The organism is Litoreibacter sp. JB4-2 (assembly GCF_055693445.1).
Genome location: NZ_CM146334.1, coordinates 2,863,143 through 2,882,983, shown reverse-complemented (window position 1 = coordinate 2,882,983; position 19,841 = coordinate 2,863,143). Strand labels below are relative to the sequence as shown.

Annotated in this window: 20 protein-coding genes; 5 read left to right on the top strand and 15 right to left on the bottom strand. The window is 56.7% G+C overall.

The features are described from left to right. Positions 1-106: 106 nt before the first annotated feature. The 10 genes from ACZ1G7_RS14265 to ACZ1G7_RS14220 form a co-directional block, all read right to left on the bottom strand. Positions 107-1,216: a flagellar basal body P-ring protein FlgI gene (locus tag ACZ1G7_RS14265; protein WP_472660052.1), complete on the bottom strand. Its 1,110-nt coding sequence runs from the start codon at positions 1,214-1,216 to the stop codon at positions 107-109. After that, positions 1,213-2,220 (bottom strand): hypothetical protein, encoded by a 1,008-nt coding sequence (locus tag ACZ1G7_RS14260; RefSeq protein WP_472660051.1) that lies wholly within the window; start codon positions 2,218-2,220, stop codon positions 1,213-1,215. The genes ACZ1G7_RS14265 and ACZ1G7_RS14260 overlap by 4 nt, the downstream gene beginning before the upstream one ends. Before the next feature lies 1 nt (position 2,221). Next, entirely contained in the window at positions 2,222-3,667 is a 1,446-nt protein-coding gene (gene flgK / locus ACZ1G7_RS14255; protein ID WP_472660050.1) for a flagellar hook-associated protein FlgK, read from the bottom strand. A gap of 23 nt (positions 3,668-3,690) precedes the next feature. Continuing rightward, positions 3,691-4,998: a flagellar hook protein FlgE gene (locus ACZ1G7_RS14250; protein WP_472660049.1), complete on the bottom strand. Its 1,308-nt coding sequence runs from the start codon at positions 4,996-4,998 to the stop codon at positions 3,691-3,693. An 82-nt stretch (positions 4,999-5,080) separates the two neighbouring features. After that, the gene (locus ACZ1G7_RS14245) at positions 5,081-5,929 is read right to left on the bottom strand and encodes a flagellar motor protein MotB (protein ID WP_472660048.1); all 849 of its coding nucleotides are present in this window, start codon (positions 5,927-5,929) and stop codon (positions 5,081-5,083) included. A gap of 94 nt (positions 5,930-6,023) precedes the next feature. Beyond that, complete coding sequence (locus ACZ1G7_RS14240; RefSeq protein WP_472660047.1) at positions 6,024-7,745, bottom strand: copper-translocating P-type ATPase; 1,722 nt, start codon at positions 7,743-7,745, stop codon at positions 6,024-6,026. A gap of 237 nt (positions 7,746-7,982) precedes the next feature. Continuing rightward, entirely contained in the window at positions 7,983-8,231 is a 249-nt protein-coding gene (locus ACZ1G7_RS14235) for a heavy-metal-associated domain-containing protein (protein WP_472660046.1), read from the bottom strand. A gap of 101 nt (positions 8,232-8,332) precedes the next feature. Further along, positions 8,333-9,817 carry a heme biosynthesis HemY N-terminal domain-containing protein gene (locus ACZ1G7_RS14230; protein WP_472660045.1) on the bottom strand — a complete coding sequence of 495 codons (1,485 nt, stop codon included), beginning with the start codon at positions 9,815-9,817 and terminating at the stop codon, positions 8,333-8,335. A 10-nt stretch (positions 9,818-9,827) separates the two neighbouring features. Continuing rightward, positions 9,828-11,090 carry a COG4223 family protein gene (locus tag ACZ1G7_RS14225; RefSeq protein ID WP_472660044.1) on the bottom strand — a complete coding sequence of 421 codons (1,263 nt, stop codon included), beginning with the start codon at positions 11,088-11,090 and terminating at the stop codon, positions 9,828-9,830. Between the two features lie 142 nt (positions 11,091-11,232). Further along, complete coding sequence (locus ACZ1G7_RS14220) at positions 11,233-11,916, bottom strand: uroporphyrinogen-III synthase (RefSeq protein ID WP_472660043.1); 684 nt, start codon at positions 11,914-11,916, stop codon at positions 11,233-11,235. 78 nt (positions 11,917-11,994) lie between these two features. Here ACZ1G7_RS14220 and tsaD point away from each other — a divergent pair, with 78 nt between their 5' ends. Genes tsaD through ACZ1G7_RS14205 form a run of 3 tightly spaced genes read left to right on the top strand, consistent with a single transcriptional unit; the run spans position 11,995 to position 14,447 of the window. After that, positions 11,995-13,089 carry a tRNA (adenosine(37)-N6)-threonylcarbamoyltransferase complex transferase subunit TsaD gene (gene tsaD / locus ACZ1G7_RS14215; protein ID WP_472660042.1) on the top strand — a complete coding sequence of 365 codons (1,095 nt, stop codon included), beginning with the start codon at positions 11,995-11,997 and terminating at the stop codon, positions 13,087-13,089. Then, positions 13,086-14,021 carry an NAD(P)H-dependent glycerol-3-phosphate dehydrogenase gene (locus ACZ1G7_RS14210; protein WP_472660041.1) on the top strand — a complete coding sequence of 312 codons (936 nt, stop codon included), beginning with the start codon at positions 13,086-13,088 and terminating at the stop codon, positions 14,019-14,021. The genes tsaD and ACZ1G7_RS14210 overlap by 4 nt, the downstream gene beginning before the upstream one ends. A 12-nt stretch (positions 14,022-14,033) precedes the next feature. After that, positions 14,034-14,447, top strand: coding sequence for an EVE domain-containing protein (locus ACZ1G7_RS14205; protein WP_472660040.1), 414 nt, complete (start codon positions 14,034-14,036; stop codon positions 14,445-14,447). A 237-nt stretch (positions 14,448-14,684) separates the two neighbouring features. On the opposite strand, the gene ACZ1G7_RS14200 is transcribed toward ACZ1G7_RS14205, so the two are convergent. From ACZ1G7_RS14200 to ahcY, 4 genes are all read right to left on the bottom strand, one after another. Then, positions 14,685-15,026, bottom strand: coding sequence for a DUF2853 family protein (locus tag ACZ1G7_RS14200; protein ID WP_472660039.1), 342 nt, complete (start codon positions 15,024-15,026; stop codon positions 14,685-14,687). 145 nt (positions 15,027-15,171) lie between these two features. After that, the gene (locus ACZ1G7_RS14195) at positions 15,172-15,867 is read right to left on the bottom strand and encodes an extensin-like domain-containing protein (protein ID WP_472660038.1); all 696 of its coding nucleotides are present in this window, start codon (positions 15,865-15,867) and stop codon (positions 15,172-15,174) included. 2 nt (positions 15,868-15,869) lie between these two features. Next, complete coding sequence (locus tag ACZ1G7_RS14190) at positions 15,870-16,379, bottom strand: DUF922 domain-containing protein (protein WP_472660037.1); 510 nt, start codon at positions 16,377-16,379, stop codon at positions 15,870-15,872. Continuing rightward, entirely contained in the window at positions 16,345-17,733 is a 1,389-nt protein-coding gene (gene ahcY, locus ACZ1G7_RS14185; RefSeq protein ID WP_472660036.1) for an adenosylhomocysteinase, read from the bottom strand. The genes ACZ1G7_RS14190 and ahcY overlap by 35 nt, the downstream gene beginning before the upstream one ends. A gap of 107 nt (positions 17,734-17,840) precedes the next feature. Between ahcY and ACZ1G7_RS14180 the strand changes: the two genes are divergently transcribed. Together ACZ1G7_RS14180 and ACZ1G7_RS14175 are read left to right on the top strand one after the other, a co-directional pair. Beyond that, complete coding sequence (locus tag ACZ1G7_RS14180) at positions 17,841-18,428, top strand: HD domain-containing protein (RefSeq protein ID WP_472660035.1); 588 nt, start codon at positions 17,841-17,843, stop codon at positions 18,426-18,428. After that, the gene (locus ACZ1G7_RS14175; RefSeq protein WP_472660034.1) at positions 18,425-18,904 is read left to right on the top strand and encodes a GNAT family N-acetyltransferase; all 480 of its coding nucleotides are present in this window, start codon (positions 18,425-18,427) and stop codon (positions 18,902-18,904) included. The genes ACZ1G7_RS14180 and ACZ1G7_RS14175 overlap by 4 nt, the downstream gene beginning before the upstream one ends. Here ACZ1G7_RS14175 and ACZ1G7_RS14170 read toward each other — a convergent pair. Next, a complete protein-coding gene (locus ACZ1G7_RS14170) occupies positions 18,901-19,770 on the bottom strand; it encodes a LysR family transcriptional regulator (RefSeq protein WP_472660033.1) in 870 nt (289 codons plus the stop codon). The genes ACZ1G7_RS14175 and ACZ1G7_RS14170 overlap by 4 nt on opposite strands. Positions 19,771-19,841: the final 71 nt, after the last annotated feature.

Here is a 19,841-nt window from a genome sequence, read left to right as displayed (position 1 = left end):
ACTGGCAAAAATTGATCAATCTATTGTTGACCTAATAGAAAGCACGCGAGGTGGACTTCTGGTAAGTCATCACCACAGCAAAAAGCTTCATAGGTAATGCAAAGTACTACTGAATAATAAATTCAGCATGGATCGCACCTGCTGCTTTGATGCTTTTCAGAATGTCGATCATATCAAGTGGGCTCACTCCGAGAGCGTTGAGTCCTGAAACAACTTCTGAAAGCGATGTAGACTTTGGAACAATCGCAAGGCCAGTCCCAGCCCCTTCATCTATTCCCACCTCAGTACGTGGGACAACAATGGTTTCGCCGTCCGAGAAAGGACTCGGCTGAACAACAATCGGTGTTTCTTCAATAGTCAGAGTTAGATTTCCTTGAGCAACAGCGACGTTAGAGATTTTTACATCTTCACCCATCACGATGGTTCCAGATCGTTGATCAACTACGATCTTCGCAGAGATCGAAGGTTCTACACGGATTTTTTCAATTTCACTGAGTATGTGAGCCGTCGACGGAAGATTTATTCGATCTATTGCAATATCAATCGTGCCAGAATCACGCATTAATGCGACTCTACGGTTAAATTTTCTATTTATTGCAATTTCAATTCTCTCGGCAGTTGAAAAATCTGGCTCACGCAGCGCTAGGCGCATCTGACTCAATTGACTCAATTCAAATTCAACTTCGCGCTCGACGCGTGCACCTGAAACAATGCTTCCAGAGGTAGGAACTCCGTGAACAATACGGGCTGCATCGCCCTCCGTACTAATTCCACCTGCAAGAACACTCCCCTGTGCAACCGCATAGATTTCTCCATCAGCGCCACTCAATGGCGTCATAATGAGAGTCCCACCGAGCAAACTTTTTGCATCGCCTATGGTCGAAACAGTGACATCAACGCGACCACCAATACGAGAAAAAGCCGGAAGTACTGAAGTTACGAGGACTGCAGCAACATTTTTGGGTCGAAATTGTTCACCGGCAACATTGACACCAAGACGTTCGAGAATAGCTGCCATCATTTCTTCTGTAAAAGGAGAATTTCGTATGCCATCGCCGGTGCCGTTCAGACCCACTACGAGGCCATACCCCACAAGGTCATTCCCCCGAGCTCCATCAAAATCAACCAAATCCTTCAAACGAACGGAGTTTGCGATCGCAACACTTGGCAAGGCGGTAAGTAAAAAAAGGACAACAAGCCTTTGAAAGAAAATCAACGTAAATACTCCGAAAGGCTAAGTCGCGCCGTCTTCGCCGTAACCAGGTAGAGACTCTCCAATCTAGTTTGCGACTCTTCTAACTCGGAAGCAGCTTGAAACAAATCTACTTTCGTAAGCGTATTGAGTGCTTGTGTGAGAGAAAACCTTTCTGCCTCGTTTCGAGCACGTGTCGTGCTTTCAATTTCCTGCGTCGCACCAACACTTGCTCCAAGTTGTGTTAGACTGGCTTCACTTTGAATAAGTCCGAGAGATGCTTGTTCAAGCAGCCACAACTTATCCTGATCCGATCCAATAAACTTTCCGCTATTGACCAAGGAAATAGTGGCCAAATCTCTCATTGTCTGTCGGAACGCCTGGTCATCGGCCAAAAATTCTGAGTTCACTTGAGTATTTGGGCCGATCGCTACACTACTCGTTGCGCTCACACCGCCTTGGTAGGCGGTTGTCTCAAAGCCACCTAAAGGCTGCGTGAACCATTGGTCAATTGCATTGAAGAATAAATTTGGATCAGAAATCAAACTTGTTGCAGCTTCAAGGCTAGTCAACATGTTATCTGCAGACACTAAAGGCGCTGTCGTACTATTCTCACCAGAGAAAACATATGTTTCGCCAACGCGCGCACTTAGTGCAGATATTGATACATCAAAGGCAACGGCGGCTTTTTCGAGTATGGGGCCCACAACACTTAGGCCTGCCGTCATATTTCCAAGTATATCGGGGCCCAAACCTTTGATGCCACTCTGTATCGTCTCTACTGATTGCGAAACTACATCTAACTTCAAAGCCACCTGGTTAGATGCGGTAGTATAGGAACTGATAAGTTCTAGAGAACGCCCCAGACCTGCGAGCTGCGCAACACTATTGGGTGACGTTCCAATGAGATCAGATTTCTTCCCGCTTGCAATCTCTTGTGTGAGCCTATCGATAGTCGCACTTAAATCGGCATTTTCGCGCCGGTTTCGCAGACTGCTTAATAGATCACTGGTACCATTGATATTCATACTAAATCCTCAAGAGTGCCTGAAGCATTTCATCAATTGTGGCAATCAATCTCGCATTGGCGGCATAGCTTTGCTCAACCAATAAGAGCTTTTGCATTTCCTGATCTGTATCCACTCCTTCAGACAGTTCGACCTGTTCGAAGGCAAACGCATTGGCCCTTAGGTAGCTCTCAGTTGTCTCCGCAGAAATTCTGGAGTTGCTCACACTTGCAACAATACTAGTCGCATCGAAAGCAACTGCAGAGTTCGGACTGGACGATCCGTTTGCAGCATCTCCGTTGAACAGGTTCGTAAGCCCGTTAATAATTGCACGGTTACCAACTGCGCCTTGAGAGACAGCGCCTAGACCGTCGCGTATGCGCCAGACTTCGCCACCGTTTTGCGGATCTACGGAAGCGTTAATCTGTAAACGAGACGCCAAACCCAACTCATTCCCTGGCACGACAACGCCACCACCATCAGTAAATAAACCTGGGAGCGAACCCAATGTTGGATCAAGCGTACTATCAGAGAACGTATCGATCAGAGACTTGGCAAAAGCATCAAGCTTGTCTTGCTCTTGGAGTGAAGTTTGATCTCGAATTTCAAATTTGGCTGAAAGAGCCCCGCCCTGGATTGCGTCAAGAGCATCACCGGCTGCACTCGCGGTACCTGTCAACGACAAACCAGAAAGTGCCCCACTGGCGAGTGTCATGTCCGGAGTGATTGTATTGGTTTGAGAGAACTCGAATTGCGCGGCGGTCTGTTCAACGAGCGTGGTACCATTTGGCGTAATAATCCGTACTGTCCCGTATTGATCAGGAACTTCTTTTACCGGGATTACTGCGCTAATTGAATCAATTGCCTTTTGCCGCTCATCAATCAAACCTGTCGCATCGCCACCCGATACGTTTATCGATCTGATCTGTTTGTTAAGATCGGCCACAGCCTGAAGTGCGAGATTTACGTCGGCAACCTGACTAGCGATAGATTGATCGGCGGTCTCACGGCTGTTTTGCAGCGTTTGCGATGCTTCATTAATTGTCGAGACGAAGCTCTTTAGGTTCGTAACAACTTTACTTAGCTGAGCTTCGTTCTCGGGGGACGCCGCAGCACCAACAAGGGCTGATTCAATCGCAGCAACCTGCGAGGAAATGGAACCCGGCTTGTCAGGCGTACCCAGTGCGAGCTCAAGTGAGCGGTAGAAATCGACCTTAGTTGTTTCGAGTGCGCCTGCAGCTTCCGCAAGGCGCCTCTCATTGATAGCGGTCTGATTGACAACTCTTTCGACACCATTGATGGCGACCCCGGAGCCTTTTCCACCAATCGATTGTGCGGAAAGCTGTATTTCCCGACGACCATAACCATCTGTCATCGCGTTCGCGACGTTTCCCGCGATGACTTCCGCCGAGCGCGCTGACGCTGACAATCCCGAGTTTGCATTTGAAAGTGCCGCGGAAAGGCTCATTTTACCGTGCTCCTATCGTATCACTAGCGCTTGATATTTGTTGTTTCCTGCAGCATTTCATCGACCGTTTGGATAATTTTTGCATTCGATGAATAAGCGCGTTGGGTCTGAATCAACTCAGTCAATTCGCCCGCAACATCGGTTGCAGACTCCTCGAGGGCGAAACCTAAAATATCTCCTGTCGGACCATCACCCGCATCCCAGAGGAAGAATGACCCGCTGTCTTTGGTTGTTTGGTAGACTTGTCCATCAAGGGCCCTGAGACCATTTGGATTAGGCAAATCGACAAGCGGTATCTGAAAAACGGTTCGCGTGATCCCAATATCAAATGTTGCCTGGACAAGCCCATTTTGATCAACGTCAACAGAGATCATATTGCCGACAGGCGAGCCGTCTTTGGTGATCTGTGTTGGTGCGAAGCTATCGGACAACTGCGTCAAGCCAACGCCCGCGTTCAACCCCCCGATACTGATATCAAGCGGTCCGCCCGCAACATTGACGGTGAATGCCCCTGTCACTGTATCATAGGCACCACCGGCTGACAGAAGCGTAACACTGTCCAATGTACCGCCGCTCCCGCGTGTATCGTCAAATTCTATCTCATATTCACCGATGATTGCGCCACCGGACGCAGAGTCGCGTAGCGTCATGATCCATTGGTTCGAGCTGCCGGTTGCAGGTATCTGCGGTGCGAATTCTACGCTTACGTTCTGCGAAGTCCCAAGATTGTCATAATATTCAACCGAAAGCTCCAACGGTGTCCCAGCCGCGCCTGCCTCGGTTTCCGTCGCGGGAAGGTTCACGCCAAGTTCCATACGCGTTGTCGGATCGCCAGCAAATTGGTTCACATTGATACGGACCGGTTCCAAATCGTCTGCCGTGTCACGCGTAAAGGTCGGAACAGTACCATCGGCGGCAGCTGGCCAGCCGAGCAGGGTCATGCCTGTTTCGGTGCGAAGATAGCCTTGTGAATCGGTTCGGAAGGACCCTGTCGTAGCAAGCCGGAACGGAAAATCTTGGTCAGCGTCGCTGCCAATGGCTGAACTCGTCGTAACAGGAAGAAACCCGCGCCCGCGGACCGCTAAATCTGTGGAATTGCCTGTCGTCACCAAGGAGCCAGATTGGTCAATAAGCCGTTGCGTTGCCACCCGGACCCCACCCGCAGAATAAGTGCCGGCACCATTAGAAATCACCAAAGAATGAAACGAAGTTTCGGCACGCTTGTAGCCGTAAGTTCCGGAGTTTGCGATATTGTCGGAAATGGTCGAGAGGCGGCTGGCGTTGGCCGCGAGGCCCGCAACACCAGCGTTAAGCGAGGAAGACATTGTCATAGTGGCACCTTTCATCAGGTCGTACAGTTTGAGGGACTATGCGCGCCGGGTCTTAATTCCCGCCTAACATATAAAATGCTCTCTATTTTCGGGCGCGTTCGGCGCGAAGAAGCGTGATTTCCAAGCGGTTATTTTCGATCGCCATTGGGTCTGTCGGGTCTGATTCCTGCTGGCCAAAGCCCACGACGCGAGCAATGCGCTCAGCTCCAATCCCGTTTTCTTCCAGCAAAATTCTGGTGGCTTGCGCCCGCGATGTTGTGATTTCCCAGGCTGGGTTTTCTGCCACGACTTTGCTGAAAGCAGCACTGTGTGCGGATACGGCGACCCGGTTGGACACAAATGAAAACGCCTCAACCACGACCTGCGCGATTGCGCGCATGACTGGTGTCGGCGCGTTCGTCTCGGTGTCAAACAGTGGGGATCCCTCGAGATCGGAAATTTCAACAACCAGCCCCTCATCCGTCATTTTGGCAGTGATGTGCTTTTTGGCCAATTCCTGAACCAGGCTGTCACCACCCTTGCCCATGAGACCTTGCATCACCTCATCGAGAGTTTGACTGTCATTTCCCGCGCTACCAGCCTCATCTTCGCTGCCGACGTCGCTGGCATTCAATTCCAGCGGCGGAAGTTCGACAAATCCACCGCGCCCGGTCTGAGCGAGTGTTTCTTCCGACGCCAGGCTATCGCCCCCAAAGGCGCCATCGCCGCCGCCTGATATGCGCGCAATCGCGATGGTTGGGCTAAAGTAATCAGCAAGCCCCTTACGCTGCTTTTCGGTCGTCGCGTTCAGCAGCCACATCAGCATGAAAAAGGCCATCATCGCCGTCACAAAATCGGCGTAAGCAACTTTCCACGCGCCGCCATGGTGTCCGTCGCCGCCGGACACCTTTTTGCGTTTGATGATAATCGGACGGTTTGAATCGTCGGACATGCTGCCCCCAACTTGGCGTTCGAGGGCACTCCTAAGCCAAGAGTTTGAAGGCAGGTTTAACAGCTACAATTTTATGGACTTTGCAGCGCCACTCCTAGCCAGAGACCTTGCGCAATCGCAGAGCGTTGCTGACAACCAGAACACTAGACGCGGCCATCGCGCCCGCGGCGAGCATTGGCGATAGCAGCAGCCCAAAAAACGGGAACAACACCCCCGCCGCAACCGGAATAAGCGCGACATTGTAGGCAAACGCCCAAAAGAGGTTCTGGCGAATGGTGCGCATTGTGGCCTGGCTCATCTTCAAGGCGCGCGGCAAGGCTGTCGGATCGCCCGACACCAAAATCACATCCGCGGTTTCAATCGCCACGTCGGTCCCGGTGCCTATCGCGATCCCGATATCAGCCTGCGCCAGGGCGGGCGCGTCGTTGATCCCGTCACCTACAAACCCCACGCGACCATATTCGGCTTGAAGCTGGGCTATCACCTCAGCTTTCCCAGATGGTAAAACTTCGGCATGCACTTGCGATATGCCAAGCTGTTTGGCGACGTGGTCCGCAGCGATCTTCGTGTCGCCTGTGATCAAAGCGGTGCGAATTCCCGCGCGCGTCAGCGTCGCAATCATCTCAGCGACCCCGGGTCTCAATGCGTCCGAGATGTACAAACTCGCCGCGTAGCGTCCATCGAGCGCAACAAGCACGCGCGATCCCACCGCATCCGCAACAGGCACCGTTTCCAGTGAGACACCTTCCATCTCAAGAAATGCGGCGGTGCCAATCAAAACCGGCGTCCCGGAGACGACCCCTTTGACCCCACGCCCACTGACGCTCTCAAAGGCCTCCGCTTCTATAATTTCGCCTGGGGCGGCATTTACGATGGCGCTTGCAAGCGGGTGTTCCGATTTGGCTTCCAGTCCGGCGGCGAGGCGCAAAACATCATCGCGCACAACGCCTTCAACGCAGTCAATCTGCACAACCTTGGGCTTGCCCTCGGTCAGCGTGCCGGTCTTGTCGAAAGCAATCACCGAAACACCATCCAGGCTTTGCAGCGCATCCCCTTTGCGAAACAAAACCCCCAGCTCGGCCGCGCGGCCTGTTCCCGCGATCACCGCTGCGGGTGTTGCAAGGCCAAGCGCGCAAGGGCAGGCAATGATCAGAACCGAGACCCCGGTCACGAGCGCAAAGCTGGTATCAGGTCCAAACGCGAGCCAAACCACCGATGTCACAAATGCAATCAGCAGAACAATTGGCACGAACCAATAGGTAATCCGGTCAACCAGCGCCTGCACCGGCAACTTGGCCGATTGCGCCTCTTCCACCAGCCGGATGATGCTGGCAATGACCGTGTCATTTCCGACCGCCTGTGCCGTCATTTCCAACGCGCCGGTGCCGTTGATAGTGCCGCCTGTCACGCTGTCGCCAATTGTTTTCAGAATTGGCTGCGGCTCACCCGTGATCATGCTTTCGTCGACGCTCGATTGGCCGGTATCGACAATGCCGTCCACCGGCACGCGTTCACCGGGCCGCAATTGGATGCGGTCGCCCACCAGAACCTGCTCAAGCGGTTGGTCACGCCACGCGCCATCACGCCAGACACGCGCCTGTTTTGGCGTCAGCTGCGTCAACGCCCTGATTGCAATACCGGTGCGCCCGACAGCGCGCGCCTCCAACCAACGGCCCAACAGGATCAGGCTGACAATCACGGCGGCGGCCTCAAAATAAAGCGCATGTCCCCCGCCATGCGGGCCAATCGGGCGCAATAGGGTCAGGGTCGAAAACGACCAAGCAGAAAAGGCACCAATCGCCACCAGTGAATTCATATCCGGGTGCCGCCGCAGCAGCGCCGGTACGCCCAGTTTAAAAATCTCCAGCCAGGCCCGAACAGGACGAGGCTGCACAGGCCAAACTGGGCCATACCCACGGCAAACGGGTTCAGCCCACCGAAAAAGTGGGCATGCAGGTCAGGGGCCGCATGGCCAAACATCTCAAAAAAGAACAGCGGTAGCGTCAGGCTGATCGCTAGAATTGTAGCGCGCCGCAGCTGCGCCTCCGGCGTCTCAGCATCCGCGTCGGGCAGAATCCTGTGCAACAAGGCTGGCAGGGTAACCGGCGCTTTTCAAAGCGGCCAAGGCGGTGTCGGTCGCGCCATCCGCGCCTTGCCAATTGATGGTCACCTTCTTGGTCGCAAGGTTGGCTGAGGCCTCTGACACCATAGGCAGCCCGTTCAACGCCTGTTCAATGCGACCAACGCAAGAGGCGCAACTCATATTGCTGACCGAAAGTTGGGTCTTTGCAGTGTCTGGCATGTTCACGGTTCCCGGGGAGGCGTCAAACAAGATGTTTGACCCTTGCACGGCATATGTAAGGAGCGCGTCGCGGAATGCAAAGGCGCTCACACGCCTAAGATTTAGGTTTTGACGGGTTCGGCCTCAACAGCGTCCGCCTCTACTGGCTCCGCTTCAATCACGTCGGCCGCGCCGGCCTCTACGTCTTCCGCCGGGTCGGATTTATCCTCAATCGCGCCCACGATCAGCGGCAGCATTTCAGCGCCCGTGGTCGCGGAGGCTTCGACCTCCGCAGGTTCGGTCCAGCTCAACGTGTCGAAGCTCTGGCAGTTCGAACAAACCGGGTCCCAGTGGCCATGCACCTGCTGGCAATTGTCGCACACCCATTGCGGGCCGCGCGGCGCGGTCAGCGCCTTGGCCAGCCAGCCGCGCACCACCGCATCGTCATCGCCTTCGCCGCGCGCAATAGCGGCCATGATCGTCAAGGTCCGCGCGCTGGGGCTTGTTTCTGACAGATCACCAAGGGCGCGCTTGGCTTGCGGGAAATCTTCCGCTGCGATGTTCAGCTCCGCCATCAGCATCCGGGCTTCCGGATGGTCAGGCGCCGATTTGATCAGGCCATTGAAGCGCTTGATCCGCTCCTGCGGGGACTCATCTGGCGCAATCTCGGCATAGACGGCGGCCAGTTCTGGGTGCGGCTGGGTATCCCAGGCCTTCTTCAGCACACGGCCCGCATAGCGGCCTTTGCCTTGTTCAATGTAGCCACGCGCAGCCATTACGGCGGCGGGGATCAGGTCCGGCGACAGGCGGTTGGCTTCAATCGCGGCCTCGCGCGCCTCAATAGAGCTGCCTTCCGCAATCACATCCTTAGCTTCCGACAGCGCCAAGACCGCGTCGCGGCGTTTGTGGACATCGCGTGGCAGGGAACCGTATTTCAGCTTCGCGTTCAGCGTCTTGCGCGCCGCCGACCAATCCTCATTGCCAGCTTGCAGCTTCAACAACAAATCTTGCGTTTCTTCATGCTTGGGTTTCAGGGCGAACGCCTTCTCAGCCAATTTCAGCGCCGTGTCAGTATCCCCCTCAGCCAGCTTTTGCTTCATGATGCCACGCACTCCCACAAAACGCGTTCGTTCGTCGCTCAACAGCCGTTTGTACACATCCTGCGCCTTGCGTGTGTCGCCTGATTGCTCGGCCGCTTGTGCCGCGATCAGGTTGGTCAGCTCCGGGCGCTTGAGATATTTCTCCGCCTTGGCCGCCTTGGCCATTGCGGTCCGCCCCTCGCCCGACGCAAGCGCCATTAAGCCATCCGCCAGTGCCTCAAACCCTTTGCGTTCGCGCGAGCGGTCAAAATAACGCGAAATTGCGGTCTCGTCGCCGTTGAGGAACCGGAAGGTCGCTACCAGCAGGCTCAGAAGTTTCAACGCCACCCAAAACGCGAAAAGCAGCACAATAAGGCCGACAATCGCAACCAAAGGCGTCAGCGTGTATTCGGTATTCGCCACCGATATGCGCACCTCGCCGCTGGTTTCCAGAAGCTGTGTCACGCCAAGGGTCAACCCAATGACAACCAGAACGAAAACCAGAATTTTAACCAAAGACCAAATCATCTAAACTGTCCTAACTGCCGTTTAACGCGGCAGACACCGCTTCATATCCGCTGACTGCGCCCAACCGCGCCTCAACCTGTGCGCGCCACCCGTCAAATGCGGCGCGTGCTGCATCCGGAAGCCCTTCGATTTCCGTCAAAGCTTGCGCGTAGTCCTCGGCCTTCACGGCCGCTTCCGCGCGCGACAAAATTGCGTCGCCGTCATCGCCTTCGCGCGGGGTCAAGGAACGCGCACCAAGCTGATCCTTCAAAAATAATTGCAGCCGGCTTTGCGTGTCATCACCTGCCTCGGCGCGCATCGCCTGCGCAAGCGCGGCCCGCGCAGCGCTTGGAAAAGCCTCCTGCACGCTGCCCGCTGTCGGCGCACCCTCAGCGGCCACGGCTTGAAGCCCGTCCGGCACCTCAACCGCCCCCGCAATATCGCCCAATGCAGCATCAAACGGCTCGCCACTGACCAATGCAAGGCGCACTTTTTGCAAAGCGCCGCGCGCGATCACACGGGCCTCGGCCTCCTCCGCGCTGATTTGCTGCGCCGCTGCTGCCTCCATCTGGTCTTGCGCCGCCGCAGCCATGTCGGCCACTTGCGATTGCAGCTGCGCCAATTCCTCACGCTGCGTGTTGAGCAAAATCTGCACATCATCGGGCAGCTTAGTCGTGCCGTCGCTGCGCGTTAGTGCGTCCAGACGCTCCGACAGCGCAGTAATTTCAGATTTGAGCGCCTCGGTCGCGCCATTCAGGTCGGACAATCCCGTGCCCACTGTGTCGCCAAGCGCAGCTACATCGCCCGACACTGAGTCAATCATCTCAGATTTGCTTGCCAGATCGACCTTGGCCGCTTCCAGTTCCGCCTTGATCGCGGTCAGCTCGGACATGTCGCGTTCTTGCCATCCCTGCGGGAAAGCGAGCATGGCAATAGCAAACCCAATCGCACCCGCAAAGACGCCGCCCAACACCGGCCCAAACATTCCGCCGGATTTTTCCGCAGCGACCGGCGCGTTAACGGGCTCTGGCTGTTCGTCAGGCACATCATCCGCCTCACCCAAATCTTCATCCGGGGCAGGCTCCAACTTTGCTTGATCTTGGTCGTTCACTTCGTGGTCAACAGGTTCAAGCTCAGTATCATGCTCATCAGCTGGCGGCGCGTCCGGCGTCTTGTCGTCGTCTGCCGACGATTCCGCAGACATCGCCTCATCCGTAGCCGGCTTGATGCTGTCATCAAACACGGCCCGCTCAGAGGTTTCAGACCCAGTTTCGACGATTTCTGCGTCTTCCACGCGCTCCTCAGCACGCGGCTTGGAGCCTTTTTTTCCAGACGAAGACTTAGGAGTTTTGGCCAAATCAGGCCTCCATTCTTGAAATCACAGACGAGTCGGAACATGCGCCCCGATGCAGCATAGACCGGAATTCAAATAAGCCTCAAGCGCGCAGGGCTGCGGCCAACTGCGACAACTCCGCCAACATAGATGGCGCATTTGGCGCGTCGCAAATGCGGATCGAGGCATAGCCTTCCGGGTCCAGAGGCTGCGCGATTGCGGGGCTTAGGCAAACAGCATGCAGCTTGGCCCGCACCCCGGAAAAAAGATTGCTTTGAAACAGCCGAGCGGTTCGCGGGGAAAAAAGTGGCACAACCACCTCTTGGTCGACCTCCAGCATATCCAAGGCGCGCGCGCTTAGCGTCATTTCGCGCTGACGGTAGGCCACCAGCCGTTCCGCTCCATCGACGTCACCCGCAATCGCGGCACCGCTCAGATGCAGCAGCTGCTCACCATGGCTTTCGCGCTTGATCAACGCGTTCAGCGCCGCCAAATCGCCATTTGCCGAGATCGTCGAAGCGCCCGCGCTGCGCGCCACTTGCGCGGTCCGCGCGCCCACACAAAACGCCCGCATCCCCACCGGTCCATTGAGATGACGAAAAGCAATCGCCCCGTTCTGCGACGTCAGCGCAACCGCGCCATAGGCGCTAAAATCTACCTCTAAATCCAGAAACTCTGGTTCCAGAAGCGACGAAATCACAACCCCCAGATCACCGCCAATCGCACGGCGCAGCTGCAATGCGAAGCGCTGCGATTGCGCCTCTGGGCGCGTCAACAAAACCTGCATCACCGGGGTCTGAGCATTGTAAGGATCATGCTTGGGTGTTACCTGCCTCCTGCATCCCGCGCAACATCGGAGCCCGCTATGGCCCAGAGTTTGACCAACTGTTTGACCCTGCTTGGCATTGAAAGCAGTTGCGATGACACCGCCGCCGCGGTGGTACGGCAAGGGCCCGACGGGGCGGGGCAAATCCTCAGCTCGACCGTCTTTGGCCAAACGAGGCTGCATGCGGCCTTCGGTGGTGTCGTCCCCGAAATTGCCGCACGCGCACATGCCGAAAAGCTCGATCACATGGTCGAGGCGGCCTTGGAGCAAGCCGAAACCACACTCTCAGACATAGACGCCATTGCCGTCACCGCCGGACCGGGTCTTATTGGCGGCGTCATGTCAGGTGTCATGTGTGCCAAAGGCATCGCCGCGGGCGCACGCAAACCCTTGATCGGCATTAACCATCTGGCCGGGCACGCGCTGACCCCACGCCTGACGGATGGCTTGGCGTTTCCATATCTGATGCTGCTCGTCTCAGGCGGCCACTGCCAGTTTCTGCGCGTCACATCTGCCACAGACTTCACCCGCCTCGGCGGCACCATAGACGACGCCCCGGGGGAGGCCTTTGACAAAACCGCCAAGCTCATCGGACTTGCGCAACCCGGCGGCCCGGCTATCGAACATGCCGCCAAATCAGGCGATGCCAAACGGTTCAAACTGCCGCGCCCGCTGCTGGACCGCGAAGATTGCGACATGTCATTTTCTGGACTGAAAACCGCCGTTCTGCGCGCCCGTGATGCGCTGATCGCGGCGCAAGGCGGCCTCTACGTCCAAGACCAAAACGACCTCGCAGCAAGTTTTCAAGCCGCCGTCAGCGATGTTCTGGCCGAAAAGTCCCGACGCGCACTGGCCCAAGCCGGGGTCGACACAATCGCAGTGGCAGGCGGTGTCGCGTCGAACCAAACCATCCGCGCAGCGCTTGAACAGGTCGCGCAGGACGCGGGCGCCACCTTCGCAGCGCCGCCACTCGCGCTATGCACTGATAATGCGGCGATGATCGCCTGGGCGGGGATCGAACGCTTCCGGTTGGGCCTGTTCGATGACATGTCCCTCGCCGCACGCCCTCGCTGGCCGCTCGATCAATCAGCACGCCCCATGCTCGGGTCAGGTAAAAAAGGGGCCAAAGCATGAGCAAAATCATCGTTGCAGGCGCCGGCGCGTTCGGCACAGCTTTGGCACTTGCCATTGAAAAGCCCGTGACATTGACCGGGCGCGATATTTCCGCGCTTCAGAAAACCAGAACCACCGACAGGCTGCCCGGCGTTACCTTGCCCGACCGCATCACGCTCGACCCCGACCCAATCGTCGGCCCACAAGACACGCTGTTGGTCGCGATCCCGATGCAGGCCATGTCCGGCTATTTGAAGGGTCGCAGCATGGCCCCCAAAGCCGCAATCGCCTGCTCAAAAGGCATCGAACTTGCCACCGGGCGCGGCCCCAGCGCCGTGCTGAAAGAAACCTTGGGCGTCCCCACCGCGGTCCTGACCGGCCCAAGCTTTGCCACCGACATTAGCGAAGGCAAACCCACCGCGCTGACGCTTGCTTGCGAAGACAAAGGCCTCGGGTCTGAACTGCAAACTGCGCTCACCTCCGACACGTTGCGCTTGTACCTATCCGACGACCCGGTCGGGGCCGAACTGGGCGGGGCATTAAAAAACGTAATCGCCATTGCCTGCGGGGTCTGCATGGGTGCGGGCCTTGGCGAAAGCGCACGCGCTGCACTCATGACACGGGGCATGGCCGAAACCGTGCGGCTGGCGCTAAAAATGGGGGCAAAGCCCGAAACGCTCAACGGCCTGTCAGGCTTTGGCGATCTTGCGCTGACATGTACCTCCGCCCAATCGCGCAATTATAGCTTTGGCTTCGCACTTGGGGCCGGCGAAATGCCACCGGAAGGCAAAACCGTCGAAGGACGCGCAACCGCTCAGGCAACCTTGGATGTGGCGAAAAATTTCGGCGTAGATATGCCGATCACGCGGGTGGTGGCCGGTTTGACGGCGCAGGACTTGACCGTCCCGCAAGCCCTGTCGCAGCTTTTGTCCCGCCCGCTGACATCGGAATAAGGAGTGCGAACCATGGCGTATTGGCTATTCAAATCGGAAACGACCACATGGTCCTGGGACCAGCAAATGGCCAAAGGTGAGGCTGGCGAAGAATGGGACGGTGTGCGCAATTATCAGGCCCGCAACTTCATGCGGCAGATGAAAATCGGCGATCAGGGTTTCTTCTACCATTCCCAAAAGGACCGCGAAATTGTCGGGCTGGTCGAGGTGATCGCCGAGGCGCATCCAGACAGCACCACAGATGATGAGCGCTGGGAATGCGTTGATATCAAAGCCATTTCGTCGCTGCCAACGCCCGTGCACCTCGATGACATCAAAGCACGCGAAGACCTTGCCGATATGGTGTTGGTCAAGAATTCGCGCCTGTCTGTGCAGCCCGTGACCGAAGCCGAATGGCGCATCATTTGTGGTATGGGCGGACTCTAAACGAGCTTTGAACAGACCAACAAAAAAGAACGGGACCCCAACAAACGTTGGAGCCCCGTTTCTACCCCACGCGCTGCATCGCTTCGCACCACATGACTATTCTCGCACTCGTACAATACGCGATTTGATCGGTCGCACGCAAACAAATTGCCCCGAGCATTCATGTCAATTTCGACACAAATGCAAACGCCCGCCACTATGATGGGGCGGGCGTCGCGTTAAATCGGTCGTGCTGGCTTAGCCGTAAACGGCCTCTTTGCCGAAATGCTTGGTCAGCATGTAATAAACAACCGCGCGGTATTTGTTGCGCTCAGATTTGCCATAAGTTTCGATCACGGAATTGATCGCTTCCATCAGCGCGGGGCTGTCGGCGAGACCCAATTTCTTGATCAAGAAGTTGTTTTTGACGGTTTCCAGCTCGTCCGGCTGGCTGCCCGCAACGGTCGAGGCATCCGCGTCATAGATCGACGGGCCGCAGCCGATTGTGACCTTGGTCAGCAGGTCCATGTCGGGCGTCATGCCACATTTGTTTTTCAGATCATCTGCGTATTGCGCGATCAGGTCATCTCTTTTGCCCATATGAGCGTCTCCCACCTTAGTGTGTTCACCCCGAAATTTGAGGCCTCAATCGCCCTGAACTGCCGGGCGTGGATCAGAGGTTAATGTCTAAAGAAGCCAAAACAAAGGGGAAATTCTGTGCGGCAGGCACTCGGCTTTGGCGACCTTACCTGCATGTCCCCCAACCGCGCGATTGCAGATGGAAATGATCGGCATGCAAGCTGTTGTAATCCGGGCTCAAGACCGTCTCAAACCACCGGCAGGCTTGGTCGCGGATCGTCTCAAAGAATGGCAATTCGCGGTCCCAATCAGTGATCAGGCTCACGCGGCGGCCGTCGGCCAGCGCAAACCCTGTGATATCAATCGCCTCCGCCGTCGCATGCAAACTCATCCGGGTGCTCGACCCGCGAATGGGCCTGCAATTGTAGCTCGACAAATGCCCGATCCTGACGACGTCGCTGCCCAAATGCGCCCGCGCCGCCGGTTGCAAGCTGTGCCGTTCCCACATCGCCATCCGCAAAGCCACGCTGCAGGTTGTCTCAACAGTGGTGAGCGCAGCACCGCCTATCCCCGACAAAGCCACCCGGTTTTCGATCCCGCAGCTCTCTGAAACCTCCAAATCCGCCATCGGCGTGAACGCTGAATCTGCCTGCCCCAAAACCGCCATGCACAACGCGGGATCATTGGCCGCACTGTTCAATTTGTAGGGGGTCAGAAACGTCACTGGGTCCGCAACGTAAAGCCGTTTCAATGGGTTCCAGTGGCGCGGTACAGGCGATGAAGGGTGGATCAGCGCCAGATATCCTAGCCCCAGCACAACACAAAGCAGGATCGACAAGAAAACAAAACGCAGCGCTGACATGCTCAGTTCAGAACCACGCCCGTCTTGGCCCCATGATTGGTCTTTTTGTCAAACGCCCGGTCGGCCCTGTTATACTTGCGAACAATCGGGCGGGTTTTCTTGCAGTTGGCCTGCTCGATTTCATGCGCCGCAGCGATCCCATGCGCCCCATGCTGTTCTTCATGCTGCTTCAGGGCGGCAATCATCCGGTCCCAATTGGCCCGAAACGCGGGGCTCAGCGCGCTGCGGTTGGTGTGTTTCGGCATTGTGTAAGTCACGACAACGCGCACCTCACACGCCGCAGACCACTTGATGTCCCAACGCGTGTAGGCCCAATAATTCTTGGGCCCACGCCGCTTCATCTGTGCGCCAAGGTCTTTGGCGGTGAGGCCGTCGACCTTGTAAAACACCTCCCTGATCTTGATCTCAGGCACGGCAATCGCTGGGGCCGACAAAAGCCCCAACACACACGCGGTCAGTGTCGCGCGCAACGCCAAATCAGTAGCGATAATGTTCCGGCTTAAATGGGCCATCCTGCGCAACCCCAATGTAGTCCGCTTGTTCTTTGGCCAGCTTGGTCAACTTCACGCCAATGCGGTCAAGGTGCAAACGCGCGACCTTCTCGTCAAGATGCTTGGGCAGGATGTAGACCTCGTTCTTATAGGCCTCGCCATTGGTCCAAAGCTCCATCTGGGCCAAAACCTGGTTGGTAAACGATGCCGACATCACGAAAGACGGATGCCCGGTGGCGTTGCCAAGGTTCAGCAAACGCCCTTCGGACAGCAGGATCAACCGGTTGCCGCTTGGCATCTCGATCATATCCACCTGCTCTTTGATGTTGGTCCATTTGTGGTTCTTCAGCGCGGCCACCTGAATTTCGTTATCGAAATGGCCGATATTGCCCACGATCGCCATGTCCTTCATCTCGCGCATATGCTCGATGCGGATCACGTCCTTGTTGCCGGTAGTGGTAATGAACACGTCAGCGGTTGACAGCACGTCTTCCAGAAGCACGACCTCAAAACCGTCCATTGCCGCTTGCAACGCGCAGATCGGGTCAACTTCGGTGACTTTCACGCGCGCGCCCGCGCCCGCCAGTGACGCCGCAGACCCTTTGCCTACGTCGCCGTAGCCCATGACAACGGCAACTTTACCAGCCATCATCGTATCAGTCGCGCGGCGGATACCGTCTACGAGGCTCTCTTTACAACCGTATTTGTTGTCGAATTTCGACTTGGTCACCGAGTCGTTCACGTTGATCGCGGGGAACGGCAATTGCCCGTTCTTGAACAGATCATACAGACGATGCACGCCGGTCGTGGTTTCTTCAGAGACACCTTTGATCTGGTCGCGCATCTTGGTGAACCACCCGGGGGAGGCCGCCATGCGTTTGGCGATCTGTTGTTTGATCACCTCTTCTTCTTCAGATGTCGGAACGGCCAGAACTTCTTCGCCCGCCTCAGCGCGCGCGCCCAGCAGGATGTAAAGTGTCGCGTCGCCGCCATCGTCAAGGATCAGGTTGGGGCCGTCTGGGAACATGAAAGACTTATCAAGATAGTCCCAATGCTCTTCCAGAGATTGGCCTTTGACCGCGAAAACTGGCGTGCCGCCCGCAGCAATCGCCGCCGCCGCATGGTCTTGCGTCGAAAAGATGTTGCACGACGCCCAGCGAACATCTGCGCCAAGTTCAACCAGCGTCTCAATCAGAACCGCTGTCTGAATGGTCATATGCAGCGAACCCACGATCCGCGCGCCCGACAAAGGCTTGCTTTCACCGTATTCCGCGCGCAACGACATCAGCCCCGGCATTTCCGTTTCTGCAATGTCCAGTTCCTTGCGGCCAAAGGCGGCAAGCTCGATATCTTTTACAACGTAGTCTTGGGCCATCTGACCAGCTCCTGCATCCAAAATTTGCTTGCGAATAACACCTCACCGCCCCCTCGACAATGCGTCTTGCCCATGGAAGAAAATGTGCCGCAGCAAGGGGGCGACAAATGGCCAAACAACCGCGCGCATGGCAGCGCATGTTATCCGGACGCAGGCTTGATCTGCTCGACCCAACCCCAATGGATATCGAGATCGAGGATATCGCCCACGGGCTTGCCTTCGTCGCCCGTTGGAATGGGCAAACCTATGGCGACTTCCCCTATTCCGTGGCCGAGCATTCGGTGCTGGTCGAACAGCTATACAGCGCTGCCAACCCGGACGCGCCGACCAAATGGAAGCTCGCGGCCCTTCTGCATGACGCGCCGGAATACGTCATCGGCGACATGATCTCCCCTGTAAAATCCGCTGTGGGACCGGGCTACGCCGAGCTTGACGACCGCCTGACCGCCGCAATCCACCTGCGCTTCGGCCTGCCCGCCGCAATCCCTGTGGCCGTCAAAAAGCAAATCAAAAAAGCCGACAAAATCTCTGCGTGGCTGGAGGCGACCCAAATCGCAGGCTTCTCAATCGAGGAGGCAAACAAGTTCTTCGGCGCGCCGGCAAGCGATCTGCTCCTGCCCAACGTCTTAAAGCCCCGCCCACCAATGGAAGTGAAAGCTGATTTCATCGCCCGCTTTCAGGATCTTTCGTCATGAAAATCCGCCCCGTAACCCCCGCCGACATCCCGCAAATCACCGCGATCCTGAACGCCATTATCGAAATTGGTGGCACCACGGCCTACGAAGACCCGCTCGACGCCAGCTATTTCGACCGCTTCCTGCATCCCGAAAACGCAAAGACCTTTCTCCATGTTGCCGTGGCGGAAGATGGCATCGAAGGTCTGCAATGGATGAGCCCCAACCCCGCCCCCGAGGCAAATATCGGTGGCATCGCCACATTCGCGCGCCCTGGCACCACCGGGCGCGGCATTGGCACGGCACTGTTTGAAGCGACCCGCGCCGCCAGCATCGCGGCGGGATTTACCGTGCTAAACGCCACCATCCGCGCCGACAACACCAGCGGCCTCGCCTATTATTCCAAAATGGGGTTCGTGGATCATTCGATCACCCCCCAAGTCCCGCTCAAAGACGGCACGCTCGTTGACCGCGTCCACAAACGGCTTTCGCTCTAGACGCTCGATTTCAACCAGTCGGCAAAAACCTTCAACCGGTCAACGCGCTGCCCGGGCTTCGTCAATATGTAATACCCCAGCTCTGTTTGCTCGGCCGCAAACAGGCAAACCAGACGCCCAGCCGCGATGTCGGCCTCAACCAAGGCCAATCCCTGCAGTGACAAACCATAGCCCGCGCGCGTCGCGGCCAGCACCATCGTATTGGCGGTAAAGTTGGTCACATCGGCCGCATCCAGATCAAGCCCCTGTTCCGCAGCAAAGAGGCGCGGTTCGGCCCGGCCCGGTTCCAATAACCATTTCTGCTTTTGAAGCGCGGCGATATCGCCGCATTCGATCCCCTTTGCGCGCTCAGGGGTAGCGACGACCACGTTGCCGGCGCTGACCAGATATTCTGCATCAACACCGTCCCAGCCCCCGCGCCCGTACCGAATGGCCATGTCAAACCCGTCACGCGCCAAATCAACAAGTTCATAGCCCGGAACAAGCGCAAGCTTCACCTCTGGGTGCTCCGCCCAAAATCCACCAATGCGCGGCATCATCCAGTTTTCCGCAAAACTTGGCGTCATGGCGATTTGCAGCGGGCGATCCGCACCGACCTGACGCGTGGCCTGGACGCCATGCGCAATCTGGGAAAACCCGTCCTGCAACGCGTCGGCCAACACCCGGCCCGCTTCCGTCAACGCCATACCGCGTCCTTCCCGCACAACAAGGCTTTGGCCCAACTCGGCCTCTAGACTGCGCACATGCTGCGCAATTGCAGCATGGGTCACATTCAGCTCCCGCGCCGCTGTTGAGAACCCGCCCAACCGCGCCATAGCCTCAAAAGCCCGTAACGCCGCAAGGGAGGGGATATCACGCCACTCCATATGTAACCCTAACTTACATTACAGAATTCTTTCTGACTCTCATATTTTGCCACTAAGTGCAACAAATAGGG

Coding starts and splice junctions, on each gene's coding strand:
- ACZ1G7_RS14260 (WP_472660051.1), bottom strand. CDS start 2,220: ATGAATATCAATGGTACCAGTGATCTATTAAGCAGTCTGCGAAACCGG.
- flgK (WP_472660050.1), bottom strand. CDS start 3,667: ATGAGCCTTTCCGCGGCACTTTCAAATGCAAACTCGGGATTGTCAGCG.
- ACZ1G7_RS14250 (WP_472660049.1), bottom strand. CDS start 4,998: ATGACAATGTCTTCCTCGCTTAACGCTGGTGTTGCGGGCCTCGCGGCC.
- ACZ1G7_RS14245 (WP_472660048.1), bottom strand. CDS start 5,929: ATGTCCGACGATTCAAACCGTCCGATTATCATCAAACGCAAAAAGGTG.
- ACZ1G7_RS14240 (WP_472660047.1), bottom strand. CDS start 7,745: ATGAATTCACTGGTGGCGATTGGTGCCTTTTCTGCTTGGTCGTTTTCG.
- ACZ1G7_RS14235 (WP_472660046.1), bottom strand. CDS start 8,231: ATGCCAGACACTGCAAAGACCCAACTTTCGGTCAGCAATATGAGTTGC.
- ACZ1G7_RS14230 (WP_472660045.1), bottom strand. CDS start 9,817: ATGATTTGGTCTTTGGTTAAAATTCTGGTTTTCGTTCTGGTTGTCATT.
- ACZ1G7_RS14220 (WP_472660043.1), bottom strand. CDS start 11,916: ATGCAGGTTTTGTTGACGCGCCCAGAGGCGCAATCGCAGCGCTTCGCA.
- tsaD (WP_472660042.1), top strand. CDS start 11,995: ATGGCCCAGAGTTTGACCAACTGTTTGACCCTGCTTGGCATTGAAAGC.
- ACZ1G7_RS14210 (WP_472660041.1), top strand. CDS start 13,086: ATGAGCAAAATCATCGTTGCAGGCGCCGGCGCGTTCGGCACAGCTTTG.
- ACZ1G7_RS14205 (WP_472660040.1), top strand. CDS start 14,034: ATGGCGTATTGGCTATTCAAATCGGAAACGACCACATGGTCCTGGGAC.
- ACZ1G7_RS14200 (WP_472660039.1), bottom strand. CDS start 15,026: ATGGGCAAAAGAGATGACCTGATCGCGCAATACGCAGATGATCTGAAA.
- ACZ1G7_RS14195 (WP_472660038.1), bottom strand. CDS start 15,867: ATGTCAGCGCTGCGTTTTGTTTTCTTGTCGATCCTGCTTTGTGTTGTG.
- ACZ1G7_RS14190 (WP_472660037.1), bottom strand. CDS start 16,379: ATGGCCCATTTAAGCCGGAACATTATCGCTACTGATTTGGCGTTGCGC.
- ahcY (WP_472660036.1), bottom strand. CDS start 17,733: ATGGCCCAAGACTACGTTGTAAAAGATATCGAGCTTGCCGCCTTTGGC.
- ACZ1G7_RS14180 (WP_472660035.1), top strand. CDS start 17,841: ATGGCCAAACAACCGCGCGCATGGCAGCGCATGTTATCCGGACGCAGG.
- ACZ1G7_RS14175 (WP_472660034.1), top strand. CDS start 18,425: ATGAAAATCCGCCCCGTAACCCCCGCCGACATCCCGCAAATCACCGCG.
- ACZ1G7_RS14170 (WP_472660033.1), bottom strand. CDS start 19,770: ATGGAGTGGCGTGATATCCCCTCCCTTGCGGCGTTACGGGCTTTTGAG.